The sequence below is a fragment of the Limnobaculum parvum genome, assembly GCF_003096015.2.
Lineage (GTDB): Bacteria > Pseudomonadota > Gammaproteobacteria > Enterobacterales > Enterobacteriaceae > Limnobaculum > Limnobaculum parvum.
In genome coordinates this window covers 2749190-2766599 of sequence record NZ_CP029185.2, presented here as the reverse complement: position 1 = coordinate 2766599, position 17410 = coordinate 2749190, and the positions used below count along the sequence as shown (strand labels likewise).

General features: G+C 48.4%; 15 protein-coding genes. All 15 read left to right on the top strand.

Annotation, left to right across the window (positions count from 1 at the left end; genetic code table 11):
- The first annotated feature begins 2 nt into the window (after positions 1-2).
- Positions 3-944 (top strand): 16S rRNA (cytosine(1402)-N(4))-methyltransferase RsmH, encoded by a 942-nt coding sequence (gene rsmH, locus HYN51_RS11585; RefSeq protein ID WP_108900169.1) that lies wholly within the window; start codon positions 3-5, stop codon positions 942-944.
- On the top strand, positions 941-1261 hold the full coding sequence (gene ftsL / locus HYN51_RS11580) for a cell division protein FtsL (RefSeq protein WP_108900168.1): 321 nt from the start codon (positions 941-943) through the stop codon (positions 1259-1261). Before rsmH ends, ftsL begins: the two co-directional genes overlap by 4 nt.
- Before the next feature lie 87 nt (positions 1262-1348).
- Positions 1349-3118: a peptidoglycan glycosyltransferase FtsI gene (ftsI, locus tag HYN51_RS11575; RefSeq protein WP_108900167.1), complete on the top strand. Its 1770-nt coding sequence runs from the start codon at positions 1349-1351 to the stop codon at positions 3116-3118.
- Positions 3105-4604, top strand: a complete 1500-nt coding sequence (gene murE / locus HYN51_RS11570; RefSeq protein ID WP_108900166.1) for a UDP-N-acetylmuramoyl-L-alanyl-D-glutamate--2,6-diaminopimelate ligase — start codon at positions 3105-3107, stop codon at positions 4602-4604. Before ftsI ends, murE begins: the two co-directional genes overlap by 14 nt.
- Positions 4601-5977, top strand: coding sequence for a UDP-N-acetylmuramoyl-tripeptide--D-alanyl-D-alanine ligase (murF, locus tag HYN51_RS11565; RefSeq protein WP_108900165.1), 1377 nt, complete (start codon positions 4601-4603; stop codon positions 5975-5977). Before murE ends, murF begins: the two co-directional genes overlap by 4 nt.
- Positions 5971-7053 carry a phospho-N-acetylmuramoyl-pentapeptide-transferase gene (gene mraY, locus HYN51_RS11560; protein WP_108900164.1) on the top strand — a complete coding sequence of 361 codons (1083 nt, stop codon included), beginning with the start codon at positions 5971-5973 and terminating at the stop codon, positions 7051-7053. The genes murF and mraY overlap by 7 nt, the downstream gene beginning before the upstream one ends.
- 2 nt (positions 7054-7055) lie before the next feature.
- Positions 7056-8375, top strand: a complete 1320-nt coding sequence (gene murD / locus HYN51_RS11555; protein ID WP_108900163.1) for a UDP-N-acetylmuramoyl-L-alanine--D-glutamate ligase — start codon at positions 7056-7058, stop codon at positions 8373-8375.
- Entirely contained in the window at positions 8375-9586 is a 1212-nt protein-coding gene (gene ftsW / locus HYN51_RS11550; protein WP_108900162.1) for a cell division protein FtsW, read from the top strand. The genes murD and ftsW overlap by 1 nt, the downstream gene beginning before the upstream one ends.
- Positions 9583-10641 carry an undecaprenyldiphospho-muramoylpentapeptide beta-N-acetylglucosaminyltransferase gene (gene murG / locus HYN51_RS11545; RefSeq protein WP_108900161.1) on the top strand — a complete coding sequence of 353 codons (1059 nt, stop codon included), beginning with the start codon at positions 9583-9585 and terminating at the stop codon, positions 10639-10641. The genes ftsW and murG overlap by 4 nt, the downstream gene beginning before the upstream one ends.
- Positions 10642-10729: 88 nt before the next feature.
- Positions 10730-12160, top strand: coding sequence for a UDP-N-acetylmuramate--L-alanine ligase (gene murC / locus HYN51_RS11540; protein WP_230514062.1), 1431 nt, complete (start codon positions 10730-10732; stop codon positions 12158-12160).
- Complete coding sequence (locus tag HYN51_RS11535; RefSeq protein WP_108900160.1) at positions 12153-13064, top strand: D-alanine--D-alanine ligase; 912 nt, start codon at positions 12153-12155, stop codon at positions 13062-13064. Before murC ends, HYN51_RS11535 begins: the two co-directional genes overlap by 8 nt.
- A 1-nt stretch (position 13065) precedes the next feature.
- Positions 13066-13869: a cell division protein FtsQ gene (gene ftsQ / locus HYN51_RS11530; protein WP_108900159.1), complete on the top strand. Its 804-nt coding sequence runs from the start codon at positions 13066-13068 to the stop codon at positions 13867-13869.
- A gap of 31 nt (positions 13870-13900) precedes the next feature.
- Positions 13901-15157, top strand: coding sequence for a cell division protein FtsA (gene ftsA, locus HYN51_RS11525; RefSeq protein WP_108900158.1), 1257 nt, complete (start codon positions 13901-13903; stop codon positions 15155-15157).
- 68 nt (positions 15158-15225) lie between these two features.
- On the top strand, positions 15226-16383 hold the full coding sequence (ftsZ, locus tag HYN51_RS11520) for a cell division protein FtsZ (RefSeq protein ID WP_108900157.1): 1158 nt from the start codon (positions 15226-15228) through the stop codon (positions 16381-16383).
- 109 nt (positions 16384-16492) lie between these two features.
- On the top strand, positions 16493-17410 hold the full coding sequence (lpxC, locus tag HYN51_RS11515; protein ID WP_192878485.1) for a UDP-3-O-acyl-N-acetylglucosamine deacetylase: 918 nt from the start codon (positions 16493-16495) through the stop codon (positions 17408-17410).

Below are 17410 nucleotides of genomic sequence, written 5' to 3'. Positions count from 1 at the left end.
CTATGTTGAATAATTATCAGCACACCACGGTGCTTTTGGATGAAGCAGTTAATGCCTTAAGCATTCGACAGGATGGTATCTATATTGACGGTACTTTTGGCCGTGGTGGACACTCGCGACTGATCCTCTCACAACTGGGTCCCCAAGGGCGCCTTATCGCTATAGACCGCGATCCTCAGGCTATTCAAGCCGCATCTGCTATTTCAGACGCTCGTTTTTCCATTATTCATGGTCCTTTTTCCGATCTGGCTAGCTATGCCCGTGACCTCGGTTTAGAAGGGAAAATTGACGGCATTCTATTAGATTTGGGCGTTTCTTCTCCACAGTTGGATGATGCCGAACGCGGTTTCTCATTTATGCGCGATGGTCCACTGGATATGCGTATGGACCCTACGCGTGGTTTATCCGCGGCACAGTGGTTGCTAAAAGCGGAAGAAGAAGATATTGCCTGGGTATTGAAAACGTTTGGTGAAGAGCGCTTTGCCAAGCGTATCGCCCGGGGCATCGTTGAGCGTAATCGTACCGAGCCAATGACCCGTACCAAGGAATTGGCAGAAGTCATTGCGGCGGCAACGCCAATTCGTGACAAACATAAACATCCGGCAACGCGTAGTTTTCAGGCAATCCGAATTTATATTAACAGTGAGCTGGAAGAGATTGAACGTGCTCTGGATGGCGCACTGGAAGCACTGACTGAAGGTGGACGTCTTTCTGTCATCAGCTTCCATTCACTGGAAGATCGTATTGTTAAACGCTTTATTCGCCAGCACAGCAAAGGACCTCAGGTTCCGGCAGGTATTCCGCTAACGGAAGAACAGTTAAAGCAACATGGCGTAAAAAAATTAAAAGCGTTGGGTAAAATGATGCCATCCGAGCAGGAAGTGGCAGACAACGCACGGGCGCGTAGTTCCGTGTTGCGGTTTGCCCAAAGGACAGCTGAATGATATCGAATGAGCGCCACAGTTTATCCAGTATCATCGGTGATGATTTACTGCGTAATGCAAAGTTACCGCTGCTGCTGACTGTGTTGGTTTTAGTATCGGCGATAGCGGTGGTGCTATCGAGTCATCGTACGCGTTTGCTAACCGCAGAACGTGAACAACTGATTTTAGAACGAGAAGCGCTGGAAATCGAATGGCGTAACCTGATTCTGGAAGAAAATGCTCTGGCTGACCATAGCCGTATTGAACGGTTGGCTAATGAAAAACTGCAAATGCAGCATGTGGCACCGGAGCAGGAACAAATAGTTATCCAGAAATAGTAAAAAGAACTGATAAAATAGTCGACGTGCGAAGCACGTTATAAATTAATGGATGATTGATGAACTTACCATGGCTAATGAAATGACATGAAAGCAGCACGAACCAATAAGATTAAAGTGAAACGTCCTGAGAATGAGGCCGGCTTTGTAAGCTGGCGTTTTGGTTTGCTCTGTTTGTTTATTGTGTTAGCCATGGTTGGTTTGATTGCTCGTGCTGCATGGTTACAGGTGATTGAGCCCGATAAATTGGTCAAAGAAGGGGACATGCGCTCTTTAAGAGTGCAGGAAGTTCCTACTGTTCGCGGTATGATTTCCGATCGCTTTGGTCGACCATTAGCGGTCAGCGTGCCGGTTAATGCGATTTGGGCCGATCCAAAAGAATTGAATGAGCGGGGCGGTATTTCACAGGACATGCACTGGAAAGCGCTGGCGGATGTCGTCGGTTTACCGTTGAATAAGCTGTCAGAAAAAATCAACGTCAATCCTAAAGGGCGCTTTGTCTATTTAGCCCGCCAAATCAATTCGGAAACCGCAGAGTATGTGCGTAAGCTCAAACTGCCGGGTATCTACTTAAAACGTGAGTCTCGTCGCTTCTACCCTGCCGGTTCGGTCACTGCCCATGTTGTTGGTTTTACCAATATTGATGATAACGGCCTGGAAGGTATTGAAAAAAGCTTTGAAGATAAGCTGGTGGGTAAGTCCGGCGAACGTACGGTACGTAAAGACCGCTATGGCCGAGTCATTGAAGATATCTCTTCTGTAGATAGCCAAGCAGCCCATAACCTGACGTTGAGTATTGATGAACGCCTTCAGGCACTGGTTTACCGTGAGTTGAGTAATGCGGTGACGGCTAACAAAGCCGAATCAGGTACCGCGGTACTGGTAGATGTGAATACCGGCGAAATTTTGGCCATGGTTAACAGTCCTTCCTATAACCCGAATAACCGGGTTGGCTCACCGGAAGAATTTTTCCGTAATCGGGCGATAACAGACATTTTTGAACCGGGATCGACGGTTAAACCTATGGTGGTTATGACGGCGTTGGATCGCGGTATTATCAAAGAAAATTCGGTGTTGAATACCCGACCGTATCGGGTAAATGGTCATGAGATAAAAGACGTTGCCCTTTATCCTGAACTAACGGTCACCGGTATTTTACAAAAATCCAGTAACGTCGGTGTTTCTCATCTGGCGTTGAATATGCCAGCGGATGCATTGGTTGATACATACTCGCGCTTTGGGTTGGGGCAACCGACCAATTTGGGATTGGTCGGAGAAAGCAGCGGCTTGTTTTTACAAAAAAAACGGTGGGCTGACATAGAGCGGGCCACCTTCTCATTTGGCTATGGGCTAATGGTAACGCCATTACAGTTAGCGCGAGCGTATGCAACGATGGGGAGCTTCGGTATTTATCGGCCGCTCTCCATTACTAAAATTGACCCACCGGTGCAGGGGAAACGTATCTTCCCTGAAAGTACCGTTCGTACTGTGGTCCATATGATGGAATCAGTAGCGTTACCGGGAGGCGGTGGTACAAAAGCCGCAGTGAAAGGTTACCGTATCGCCATTAAAACCGGTACAGCGAAAAAAGTGGGGCCTAATGGCGGTTATGTTAATAAATATATTGCGTACACTGCGGGTGTTGCTCCTGCCAGCAAGCCACGTTATGCGCTGGTGGTAGTGATTAACGATCCACGTGGTGGACAATATTATGGTGGTGCCATTTCTGCGCCGGTTTTTGGTGCAATTATGGGCGGGGTTTTACGGACAATGAATATCGAGCCAGATGGATTGCCCGTAGCGGACAAAAACGAATTAGTGATTAATCAGAAAGGAGCTTCCGGTGGCCGATCTTAATTTAAGCGATCTGCTCGCTCCGTGGAATATTCAGGTTCCTGAGCGCAAATTAAAAGAGATGACGCTGGATAGCCGCGTGGCAGCCTCTGGCGATCTTTTTATTGCCGTTGTGGGCCATAAAGTAGATGGCCGCCGTTATATTTCCCAAGCAATTGCTCAGGGTGTCGCCGCCGTGATTGCTGAGGCAGAAGGGGAGGCGGCTAACGGTACCGTAGTGATGTCTCATGGCGTCCCCGTTATCTATATTGAGAGTCTGAATTTACATTTGTCGGCTATTGCAGGTCGTTTTTATCAGCAGCCGTCAGACAAAATGCGTTTAGTCGGCGTGACAGGAACTAACGGTAAAACCACGACCACTCAGCTGTTAGCTCAGTGGAGTCAGCTTCTGGGTGAAAGAAGCGCGGTGATGGGCACCGTGGGTAATGGTTTATTAGGTCATGTTGTGCCAACAGAGAATACTACTGGCTCGGCAGTTGATGTTCAGCGAGAACTGAATGAGCTGGTGAAAAACGGTGCGACCTTTACCGCAATGGAAGTGTCTTCCCATGGGCTGATTCAGGAGCGGGTTGCTGCGCTGCATTTTGCTGCCGCAGCCTTTACCAACCTGAGTCGAGACCATCTTGATTATCATGGCAGCATGGAAGAGTACGAAGCAGCTAAATGGCGACTGTTTGAATGTCACCAAGTTGGTGAAGTCATTATCAATGTGGATGATGCAGTGGGCGCTCGCCGTATTGTAGCGATGCCCAATGCCATTGCCGTTACTATGGAGGATAACCTTCCTCAAGGCTGGCAGGGGCGTTGGTTAAAAGCCCATGAAGTTTCTTATCATGATAACGGCGCTACGGTAAAATTTGACTCCAGTTGGGGCGGCGGTATGGTAGAAAGCCGTTTGCTGGGGGCATTTAACGTCAGCAACCTGCTTGTTGCTTTGACAACGCTGTTGTCATTAGGCTATTCACTCAATCATCTGGTAGAATCTGCGCCGAATTTACAGCCTGTTTGTGGCCGTATGGAAGTGTTCACTGCGCCGGGTCGTCCAACGGTAGTCGTCGATTATGCCCATACGCCAGATGCATTGGAAAAAGCACTGGAAGCAGCAAGATTGCATTGTAAGGGTGAATTGTGGTGTGTGTTTGGCTGCGGTGGCGATCGTGACCGTGGTAAGCGCCCACTAATGGGTGGGGTGGCTGAGCAGTTTGCCGATCGTGTCATTGTGACTGATGATAACCCTCGTAGCGAAGATCCTCAGGCGATTGTCGCCGATATCTTGACCGGATTTATCGATAATAAACGTGCCAATGTGATTCACGGCCGGGCAGAAGCCGTCACCAGTGTGGTTATGCAGGCTGGTCCTGATGATGTGGTGGTGATTGCCGGTAAAGGCCATGAAGATTATCAAATCATTGGTCATCGTCGACTCGACTATTCTGACCGTACCACAGTCGCGAATTTGCTGGGTATGGCTTCAGGGGTATTAGTATGATCCCGATTACCCTGAAACAGCTGGCTGAGGTGGTTGACGGTAAACTGATCGCCTCTACGGCAGATATTACCGGGCAGCAAGTTATTGACGTTGTCACTGACACGCGCAAAATCGTTGCCGGTTGTTTGTTTGTTGCCCTGAAGGGCGAACGTTTTGATGCACATGATTTTGCCGTTGAAGCCCTAAATCAGGGAGCCGGCGTTTTATTAGTGAGTCAGCACTTACCGCTGGATGTGGCTCAGATCATTGTAGCGGATACCCGTATTGCATTGGGTAAGCTGGGTGGTTGGGTGAGACAGCAGGTATCTGCACGCGTGGTGGCATTGACGGGATCCTCTGGCAAAACCAGCGTGAAAGAGATGACGGCGACCATTCTGCAACAGTGTGGCGAAGTATTGTATACCGCAGGTAACTTGAATAATGATATCGGTGTGCCATTGACGTTATTACGCCTGACGAAACGCCACCAGTTTGCGGTAGTGGAGTTGGGCGCTAACCATGCGGGTGAAATTGCCTATACTACTGCGTTAGCCCATCCGGAAAGCGCGCTGGTCAACAATCTGGCCGCTGCTCATTTGGAAGGGTTTGGTTCACTGGCTGGTGTCGCTAAAGCGAAAGGCGAAATTTTCCAAGGTCTACCTTCTCACGGTATCGCTATCATCAATGTAGATAGTCATGATTTGTCCGGTTGGCAAAGTCTGCTGGCCGATAAAATAGTGTGGCGCTTTTCAGCCAGCCACACTGAGCAGGTTGAGTTTTATGCAACGGATGTAGTAGTAAAACCACAGGGCACCCAGTTCGTCTTGCATACACCGGTAGGACAAACGGAGGTTTTACTTCCACTGCCGGGTAAACACAATATTGCCAATGCACTGGCTGCTACAGCGTTAGCTATGTCTGTGGGTGCATCTTTAGAGCATGTTGTAACAGGGTTATCGCTGCTTAAAGCCGTCCCGGGGCGTTTGTTTCCAGTGCAGTTGAGTGCAGAAAAACTGCTGCTGGACGATACCTACAACGCTAATGTGGGATCGATGACCGCTGCCGCTCAGGTACTTGCTTCCATGCCGGGTTATCGGGTGATGGTTGTTGGTGACATGGGCGAGTTGGGTGATGAAGCTGAACAGTGTCATCATCAAGTTGGTGAAGCAGCTCGTGAAGCGGGTGTAGATAAAGTATTAAGCGTTGGTAATTTAAGCGAAATGATTAGTAATGCAAGTGGGAATGGCGAGCACTTTAAGGATAAAGAGGCTGTAGCACAACGCTTGAGTGAGTTGCTATCTGAGCATGCGGTCATAACAATTTTAGTTAAAGGTTCACGTAGTGCCGCAATGGAGCAGGTAGTACGCAGAGTACAGGAGATAGCACAATGTTAGTATGGCTGGCGGAACATCTGGTCTCAATTTTTTCAGGCTTTAACGTCTTTTCTTATTTGACGTTTCGCGCCATTGTCAGTCTGCTGACCGCGCTATTTATCTCTTTGTGGATGGGGCCGCGTCTGATTGCTTTCTTACAGCGCTTGCAGATTGGTCAGGTGGTTCGTAACGATGGTCCTGAGTCTCACTTCAGTAAACGTGGTACGCCAACGATGGGCGGTATCATGATTCTGGCTTCTATTACCATTTCGGTACTGCTGTGGGCTAACTTGAGCAATCCCTATATCTGGTGCTCACTGTTTGTTCTACTGGGGTATGGTGCCGTTGGCTTTGTGGATGATTACCGTAAAGTGGTGCGTAAAGACACCAAGGGATTAATTGCCCGCTGGAAGTATTTCTGGCAGTCAGTCATTGCGCTGATTGTCGCATTTAGCATGTATGCCATTGGCAAAGACACACCAGCGACTCAGCTGGTTGTGCCATTTTTTAAAGACGTGATGCCGCAGCTTGGTGTGCTTTATATTCTATTGGCCTACTTTGTGATTGTCGGTACCAGTAATGCCGTCAACCTGACTGATGGTTTGGATGGTCTGGCAATTATGCCTACCGTATTTGTTGCTGCTGGTTTTGGTCTGGTTGCTTGGGCGACGGGTAACGTTAATTTCGCCAATTATCTGCATATTCCTTATATCCGCCATGCCGGTGAGTTAGTGATTTTCTGTACTGCGATTGTCGGTGCAGGGTTGGGATTTCTTTGGTTTAACACCTACCCGGCTCAAGTTTTTATGGGCGACGTTGGTTCACTGGCGTTGGGCGGTACTTTAGGCGTGATTGCGGTACTGTTGCGTCAAGAGTTTTTACTGGTGATTATGGGCGGGGTGTTTGTGGTTGAAACCATGTCGGTCATTCTGCAAGTGGGGTCGTTCAAACTGCGTGGTCAACGTATTTTCCGCATGGCACCCATTCACCACCACTATGAATTGAAAGGCTGGCCGGAGCCACGCGTCATCGTACGCTTCTGGATTATCTCATTAATGCTGGTGCTGATTGGCCTAGCAACCTTGAAGGTGCGGTAATCATGACAATCGACTATCAGGATAAACGGGTTGTTATCATTGGATTAGGTTCCACAGGATTATCCTGTGTCGATTATTTTATTGCCCGGGGTGTTTCCCCCAAAGTGATTGATACGCGAGCAGCCCCTTCGGGTCTCGATAAACTACCGGAAAGTGTAGAATGCCATACCGGTGGTTTTAACCGTGACTGGATTATGACCGCTGACCTGTTGGTGGTTAGCCCTGGTATCGCTCTGGCAACCCCGGTTCTGCAAGAAGCGGCAGCGGCAGGTATCGAGATTGTGGGTGATATTGAGCTGTTTTGTCGTGAAGCTAAGGCCCCAATTGTGGCAATCACCGGTTCAAACGGGAAAAGTACCGTCACCACTCTGGTTGGTGAAATGGGTAAAGCTGCCGGTTGGAATATTGCCATGGGCGGTAATCTGGGGCAGACAGCGCTATCGTTGCTGGATCCTGAATGTCAGCTGTATGTCATGGAGTTATCTAGCTTCCAGTTGGAAACGACGTCCAGCTTACACGCCACCGCAGCCACTATTTTAAACGTCACCGAAGATCATATGGATCGCTATCCACAGGGGATGGCGCAGTATCGTGAAGCTAAATTACGTATTTATGACAATGCCAGCGTCTGTGTGGTTAATGCCGACGATGCGCTGACGATGCCAGTGCTAGGGGCTGACAGCCGCTGCGTTAGCTTTGGCGTAGATGTAGGTGATTATCACCTCAGCTACCAGCAGGGCGAAACTTGGCTGCGTGTTCACGGTGAAAAAGTGCTCAATACGGCAGAGATGAAAATTGTGGGGCAACATAACTATTTGAACGCTCTGGCTGCATTAGCACTGGCAGATTCGGTGTCGCTACCTCGATCTTCCAGCCTGCAAGCGCTGACGCAGTTCACCGGTTTAGCCCATCGCTTCCAACTGGTGTGGGAGAATAAAGGCGTCCGTTGGATTAACGATTCCAAAGCGACTAACGTGGGCAGCACGGAAGCCGCATTAAACGGTATTCGCGTTGACGGCGTTTTACATCTGTTATTGGGTGGTGATGGTAAATCAGCTGATTTTTCACCGTTGTCGACCTACCTGAAGGGAGACCATATTCGTCTCTACTGCTTTGGCCGCGATAAACAGCCGCTATACGATTTACGTCCTGAAGTGGCGGAGATGACTGATACTATGGCGCAGGCAATGGCGCATATTGCACAGCGAGTGAAACCGGGTGATATGGTGTTACTGTCGCCGGCCTGTGCCAGTTTGGACCAATTTAAAAACTATGAACAGCGTGGGTTGGAGTTTGCTCGCCTAGCTCAGGAGCTTGGCTAATGAGCGTATTGAGTTTAGTTAAACCTTTCCAGTCGTTTACCCAATGGGTAACGGGATCCCGTCAGAGCAGTGAGTCAGGCGATTATGATGTTATGTACGATCGCACCTTACTATGGATGGCTATTGGTTTAACGATTATTGGTTTTGTCATGGTGACATCGGCATCAATGCCGATTGCCCAACGATATACTGACGACCCGTTTTTATTCGCTAAGCGTGACGCTATTTACATTCTTCTGGCTTTGGCTGCCGCATTGGTAACATTGCGTATCCCGATGGAGATATGGCAACGCTATAGCCCGATTATTCTGTTGATTGCCATTGTGATGTTGTTAATCGTACTGGCGGTAGGCAGCTCGGTTAATGGAGCATCCCGCTGGATTGCTTTAGGACCGGTTCGTATCCAACCAGCAGAACTGTCCAAACTGGCCCTGTTTTTCTATCTGGCCAGCTACCTGGTTCGTAAGGTAGATGAAGTTCGCAATAACTTCTGGGGCTTTTGTAAGCCGATGGGAGTTATGGTGGTTTTGGCCGTTTTGTTGCTGGCTCAGCCTGACTTGGGAACCGTGATAGTATTGTTTATTACTACGCTGGGCATGCTGTTTTTAGCGGGGGCTAAACTCTGGCAGTTTCTGGCAATTATTGGATCGGGTGTGTTTGCAGTAGGGCTGTTGATTGTTGCGGAGCCTTATCGTTTACGCCGGGTGACTTCATTCTGGGACCCGTGGGCCGACCCGTTTGGTGCAGGTTATCAACTGACGCAATCGTTGATGGCATTTGGCCGTGGAGAACTTTGGGGACAAGGGTTAGGTAACTCAATCCAGAAACTGGAATATCTGCCGGAAGCCCATACCGACTTTATTTTTGCCATTATCGGTGAAGAATTAGGCTATTTGGGTGTGGTTTTGATCCTCTTAATGGTATTCTTCGTCGCTTTTAGAGCAATGTTGATCGGTCGCCGCGCTCTGGAAGCCGGGCAACGTTTCTCCGGTTTTCTGGCCTGTGAAATTGGTTTGTGGTTTAGCTTCCAGACACTAGTTAACGTTGGGGCAGCGGCCGGTATTTTACCGACTAAAGGTTTGACCTTACCGTTAATCAGCTATGGTGGATCCAGTTTGTTAGTGATGTCTACCGCGCTGGTTTTACTACTTCGAATTGATTATGAAACGCGTCAGGCCAACAGCCAAGCGCATGTAAGAGGTACCCGATGAAGCAGAAGCGTTTAATGGTGATGGCAGGTGGAACCGGAGGACATGTTTTCCCGGGGCTGGCTGTTGCCCATGACCTGATGGCGCAAGGCTGGGAAGTTCGCTGGCTGGGAACTGCGGATAGAATGGAAGCGGATTTAGTCCCGAAACACGGAATAGAAATCGATTTTATTAATATTTCCGGGCTTCGCGGTAAAGGTATCGTTGCATTATTATATGCGCCATTCAGAATTTTTCGCGCTGTACGTCAAGCGAAAGCCATCATGCGTAATTATAAACCGGATGTGGTATTAGGTATGGGCGGTTATGTCTCTGGTCCGGGCGGCCTAGCGGCTTGGATGTGCGGTATTCCGGTGGTATTGCATGAACAGAACGGCATTGCAGGATTAACCAACCGTTGGCTGGCTAAAATTGCTAAGCGCGTGTTACAGGCATTTCCGGGAGCTTTCCCTAATGCAGATGTGGTCGGCAATCCAGTTCGCACCGATGTATTGGCGCTGCCGTTGCCGGAAGTTCGTTTATCTGAGCGTAGTGGACCTATTCGGGTTCTGGTGGTTGGTGGCAGCCAGGGCGCGCGGATACTCAATCAGACCGTTCCGCAAGCGGCCGAACGTTTGGGTAATAACGTTATTTTCTGGCATCAGGTTGGTAAAGGTGCATTGGAAAGCGTCCAGCAAGATTATCAGCAACGTGGTCTAGACGGACATAACATCACTGAATTTATTGACGACATGGCATCTGCCTATGCGTGGGCAGATGTGGTGGTTTGCCGCTCTGGCGCTTTGACTGTGAGCGAAATTGCTGCTGCAGGCTTACCGGCCATTTTTGTGCCATTTATGCACAAAGATCGCCAGCAATACTGGAATGCGTTACCGCTGGAAAAAGCGGGTGCGGCCAAAATTATTGAACAACCTCAGTTTAATGTGGACACATTAACGGAGGCGTTGGAAGAATTGAATCGATCAAAACTACTAGCAATGGCAATGGAAGCCAGAGCAACAGCCATACCGGACGCGACTGAACGCGTTTCTGCGGTAGTTAAAAGCGTTGCAATATAGTTTTGAAGTGAACTTTAAATATGACAAGAGCAAACAGAAAACCGTGAATGAGCATGTAGATATACAACGATTGGCGAAACTTCGCACCATGGTGCCGGAAATGCGACGCGTCCGACATATCCACTTTGTTGGTATTGGTGGGGCTGGTATGGGAGGCATCGCTGAAGTTCTGGCTAACGAAGGTTACCAGATCAGTGGTTCCGATTTGGCGCCAAATGCCGTCACGCAACAGTTAATTGCGCTGGGTGCAGAAATTTACTTTAATCACCGCGCAGAAAACGTTAAAGGAGCCAGCGTGGTTGTTGTTTCAACCGCTGTTCCTGCGGATAACGCTGAGGTGGTTGCCGCTCGTGAAGCGCGTATTCCGGTTATCCGTCGTGCAGAAATGCTGGCTGAACTGATGCGTTTTCGTCATGGTATCGCGATTGCGGGTACTCATGGCAAAACGACGACCACGGCATTAGTGACTGGTATTTATGCCGCCGCAGGATTAGACCCAACGTTTGTGAATGGCGGCTTGGTTAAAGCCGCAGGTACCCATGCTGCATTGGGTTGTAGTCGTTATCTGATCGCTGAAGCCGATGAGAGCGATGCATCGTTCCTGCATTTACAGCCCATGGTTGCGATTGTGACCAATATTGAAGCCGACCATATGGATACTTATCAGGGCGACTTTGAAAACTTAAAGCAGACATTTATTAATTTCCTGCACAACCTGCCGTTTTATGGTCGGGCTGTGATGTGTGTTGATGACCCGGTGGTGCGTGAGCTTATCCCTCAGGTAGGTCGTCAGGTGATTACTTACGGCTTCAGTGAAGATGCTGATGTCCGTATTAAAGATTATGAACAGAAACGCTCTCAAGGGTTCTTTACGCTTTGTCGTCATGATAAGAGCGATTTAACGGTGATGCTTAACGCACCGGGCCGTCATAACGCTTTAAATGCGGCTGCAGCAGTCGCGACGGCAACGGAAGAGGGTATCGGTGACGACGCTATCGTTCAAGCGCTGGCTAACTTCCAGGGAACCGGTCGTCGTTTTGACTTTCTTGGCCAATTTGAACGTGAAGACGGCGGCGATATCATGCTGGTTGATGATTATGGTCATCACCCAAGCGAAGTGGATGTCACCATTAAAGCCGCTAGAGCAGGTTGGGAAGAGCGGCGTTTAGTGATGATTTTCCAGCCTCATCGTTATTCGCGTACCCGCGATCTGTACGACGATTTTGCTAATGTACTGTCTCAGGTTGATGTGCTGTTTATGTTGGATGTTTATCCCGCAGGGGAAGCGCCAATTCCGGGTGCAGATAGCCGTTCGCTGTGCCGTACTATTCGTGGGCGTGGCAAGTTAGATCCGATTTTTGTATCAGACGTTGATGCGCTACCGGATATGTTGCAGCAGGTGTTGCAGAGCGGGGATCTTGTTCTGACACAGGGTGCCGGTAATATTGGGCGCGTGGCCCGTCGATTAGCTGAATTAAAATTACAAACAATAAATACAAACGAGGGAAATCATGACTGAGAAAGTGGCAGTCCTTCTTGGCGGGACATCAGCAGAGCGTGATGTATCACTGAACTCTGGTGCTGCTGTATTAGCAGGCTTACGCGAGGCGGGCGTTGATGCTCATCCGATTGACCCAAAAACTTATCCTGTTGCTCAGTTAAAGGCGGATGGGTTCGATAAAGTATTTATTGCGTTACATGGTCGCGGTGGTGAAGACGGTACGTTACAAGGGCTGTTGGAGTTCCTTGGTCTGCCTTATACCGGCAGTGGTGTAATGGCCTCTGCATTAACGATGGATAAATTGAGAACTAAATTGCTATGGCAAGGCTCTAACCTTCCGGTGTCACCTTATGTTGCATTGAACGCAGAGCAACTGGCACAGGTTGATACCGATGCCATCATCAAACAGCTGGGATTACCGCTGATTGTGAAGCCAAGTAGTGAAGGTTCAAGCGTTGGTATGAGCAAGGTGAATGTTGCAGCAGATTTGCTGCCGGCATTAAAAGAAGCCTTTAAGCATGATACCAGTGTGCTGGTTGAAAAGTGGCTGAGTGGCCCAGAGTTTACTGTGGCTATTTTAGGAGATGAAGTTCTGCCTTCTATTCGTATTCAGCCTGCCGGTGTGTTTTATGACTATCAGGCAAAATATATCTCTGATGATACTCAATATTTTTGCCCAAGTGGCTTAAGTGATGAGTTGGAGAGTCAAATTCGGGCATTGGCATCGGCTGCTTATAAGGCCGTAGGTTGTCAGGGTTGGGGTCGTGTGGATGTAATGCAGGATAGCAATGGTCAGTTTTATTTGCTGGAGGTGAATACGGCACCGGGTATGACTAATCATAGTTTGGTACCGATGGCAGCACGCCAGCATGGCTTAAGTTTTTCTCAGCTAGTTGTTAAGATTTTGGCGTTGGCTGACTGATATGTCTCAGGCAGCAAGGAATGTCCGTGATGAGCAGGAAAAAAAGAGCACCGGGCGCAATAACGGAACTCAGCTCATTGGCCTGATCTTTCTGCTGATGGTGATAGGTACTGTTGTATGGGGCTGTTGGGCGGTCATTCATTGGATGAATGATGCTGAACGCCTACCGCTTTCCCGCTTAGTGGTCACCGGTGAGCGGCATATCACGACCAATGATGATATTCGGCAGACTATCTTGGCATCTGGTGCACCAGGTACCTTTATGTCTCAGGATGTGGATGTTTTGCAACAGCAGATTCTGCATCTGAAATGGATTAAACAGGCCAGTGTACGTAAACAATGGCCTGATGAGCTTAAGATTCATATTGTGGAGTATGTTCCTTACGCTCGCTGGAATGACCTCCTGCTGTTAGATAAAGATGGCAATGTATTCAGCATACCGGCAGAGAGAGTGAGTGATAAGAACCTTCCTCTGCTGTATGGTCCAGAAGATGGCGAGAAAGAGGTTCTGGAAGGATACAACAGCATGAGTCAGGCGCTGGCCGCTGGAAAGTTTAAGCTGAAAATTGTGGCAATGAGTGAACGTCGCTCATGGCAGTTAGTGTTAAATAACGATGTGCGCATCGAGCTGGGAAGAGAAAATCGAACCAAGCGTTTAGACCGCTTCATCGCTCTCTATCCTACGCTGTTGCAGCAAGTACCTGCTGATAAGCGTATCTCCTCTCTGGATATGCGTTATGACACGGGTGCTGCGGTTGGTTGGGCTCCCGCATTTATTGACAGTCAGGCAATTTTTTCTGATTGAGTTAAACAACAACAGAGTCAGGCAATTAATAATGATCAAATCGACAGACAGAAAACTGGTGGTTGGACTGGAAATTGGCACAGCAAAGGTTGCTGCGCTGGTTGGAGAAGTACTGCCTGACGGTATGGTTAATATTATTGGCGTAGGGAGTTGCCCGTCCCGCGGAATGGATAAAGGCGGTGTTAACGATTTAGAGTCAGTGGTTAAGTCAGTACAGCGAGCCATTGATCAGGCCGAACTGATGGCTGATTGCCAGATTGCTTCTGTTTATTTAGCACTATCAGGTAAACATATTAGCTGTCAGAACGAAATTGGTATGGTGCCAATTTCTGAAGAAGAAGTGACACAAGAAGATGTTGAGAGCGTGGTTCATACCGCTAAATCGGTGCGGGTTCGTGACGAGCACCGAATCCTGCATGTGATCCCTCAGGAATATGCTATCGATTATCAAGAAGGCATTAAAAATCCGGTTGGGCTTTCTGGGGTACGGATGCAGGCAAAAGTACACCTGATTACTTGCCATAATGATATGGCTAAAAACATTGTTAAAGCAGTAGAACGCTGCGGACTTAAGGTAGATCAACTTATTTTTGCTGGTTTGGCCTCAAGCTATGCTGTTTTGACAGAAGATGAACGTGAACTGGGTGTCTGCGTCATTGATATTGGTGGCGGAACCATGGATATCGCTATTTATACTGGCGGTGCTCTGCGTCATACTAAAGTTATTCCTTACGCAGGTAATGTGGTTACCAGCGATATCGCTTATGCATTCGGAACTCCGCCAACAGATGCTGAAGCAATAAAAGTGCGCCATGGATGTGCTTTAGGTTCTATCGTCAGTAAAGATGAGAATGTGGAAGTCCCTAGTGTTGGTGGCAGACCACCACGTAGTTTACAGCGTCAGACGTTAGCGGATGTGATTGAGCCACGTTATACCGAGTTGCTTAATCTGGTGAACGATGAAATTTTGCAGGTGCAGGAACAACTGCGTCAACAGGGGGTTAAGCATCACTTAGCCGCCGGCATTGTGTTAACAGGGGGAGCGGCTCAGATTGATGGTTTAGCTGAGTGTGCTCAACGAGTGTTCCATACCCAAGTGCGTATTGGACAACCACTGAATATCACTGGACTAACGGATTATGCGCAAGAGCCTTACTACTCAACGGCAGTAGGTTTGTTGCACTACGGTAAAGAGTCTCACCTTAGAGGCGAGACTGATGTAGAAAAAAGAACATCTATGCGTAGCTGGGCACAGCGTTTGACCGGTTGGTTACGTAAAGAATTTTAATCAGTAGTGCAATTAACGAGTTTTAAGCGATAATTCATTGCGTAAGAGTTAAAACGGAGAGAGAAATTATGTTTGAACCAATGGAGCTAACCAACGATGCGGTGATTAAAGTCATCGGCGTTGGCGGCGGCGGCGGTAATGCTGTCGAACATATGGTGCGTGAGCACATTGAAGGTGTTGAATTCTTTGCCATCAATACGGATGCTCAAGCATTGCGGAAAACGGCCGTTGGCCAAACTATCCAAATCGGTAGTGGCGTAACCAAAGGTTTAGGTGCAGGTGCTAACCCTGAAGTCGGGCGCAATTCTGCAGAAGAAGACCGTGAACAACTGCGTACTGCACTGGAAGGTGCGGACATGGTGTTCATTGCTGCTGGCATGGGTGGTGGTACCGGAACCGGTGCTGCTCCCGTTGTTGCTGAAGTGGCAAAAGAATTAGGTATTCTGACCGTTGCCGTGGTAACCAAACCGTTTAACTTTGAAGGTAAAAAGCGTATGACGTTTGCAGAGCAAGGCATCGCCGAACTCTCCAAGCATGTAGACTCGCTGATTACTATTCCTAATGACAAGTTGCTGAAAGTATTAGGCCGCGGTATTTCACTGTTGGATGCTTTCGGTGCTGCCAATGACGTCTTAAAAGGTGCGGTGCAGGGTATTGCTGAACTGATTACCCGCCCTGGCTTAATGAACGTTGACTTTGCAGACGTACGTACTGTGATGTCTGAAATGGGCTATGCCATGATGGGTTCAGGTATTGCTCGTGGCGAAGACCGAGCTGAAGAAGCGGCCGAAATGGCCATTTCTAGTCCGCTACTGGAAGATATCGATCTGTCTGGTGCGCGTGGTGTTCTGGTTAACATCACTGCGGGTTTTGACCTGCGTCTGGATGAGTTTGAAACCGTAGGTAACACGATTCGTGCCTTTGCATCGGATAATGCCACCGTGGTTATCGGTACTTCACTGGATCCAGATATGAGCGATGAGTTGCGTGTTACTGTCGTTGCAACCGGTATCGGTATGGACAAGCGCCCTGAAATTACGCTGGTCTCTAAATCACCGGCTACACAACCAGTCGACCATCGTTATGCTCAACACGGTCTAGCCCCTCTGCAACCACAAGAGAGCAAACCTGCTGCAGCTAAAGTGGTAAATGATCAGGGCGTTCAACCGAACAAAGAACCCGATTATTTAGATATTCCAGCCTTCTTGCGTAAACAAGCAGATTAATTAGGCTGTTAACGCTGAATGATTTGGATTCTCCGCTCTTTATGCTAAACTGGCGCGGAGACCGTGGTGTAAGCTACGGTAAATCGGATCAACAATGCGAGATAATATGATGATTAAACAGCGGACACTAAAACGCATCATTCAAGCTACTGGCGTCGGTCTTCATACCGGACGCAAGGTTAGCCTGACTCTGCGCCCGGCCGCAGCTAATACGGGTGTCATCTATCGTCGTACTGACTTGAATCCACCGGTTGATTTTCCGGCAGATGCAAAATCCGTGCGTGATACCATGTTGTGTACTTGCTTGGTTAATGAAGATGACGTGCGTATTTCTACTGTGGAACACCTTAATGCTGCACTCGCAGGATTAGGTATCGACAACATTATTATTGAAGTTGACGCACCAGAAATTCCAATTATGGATGGCAGTGCGGCACCTTTTGTCTACTTATTGTTAGACGGCGGAATTGAAGAACTAAACGTACCGAAGAAATTCATACGTATTACTCAGCCTGTTCGCGTCGAAGACGGTGACAAGTGGGCTGAACTGACACCGTTTAATGGTTTCAGCTTAGATTTTACTATCGATTTCAACCATCCGGCGATTGATTCCGGCTCACAGCGCTATCGTATGAATTTCTCTGCCGATGCGTTTGTTCGTCAGATCAGCCGTGCGCGTACCTTCGGGTTCATGCGTGATATCGAATATTTACAGTCTAAAGGTCTGTGCCTAGGTGGCAGCTTCGATTGTGCTATCGTAGTAGATGATTATCGTGTGCTAAACGAAGATGGTCTGCGTTTTGAAGACGAATTTGTTCGTCATAAAATGTTGGATGCTATCGGTGATCTGTTTATGTGTGGTCATAACATTATTGGCGCATTTACTGCGTTCAAATCTGGCCACGCATTGAACAACAAGCTTCTGCAAGCGGTATTAGCGAAACAAGAAGCTTGGGAATACGTTACTTTTGAAGACGAAGCTGAAATGCCATTGGCGTTCAAAACGTCGAGAACTGTACTGGCTTAA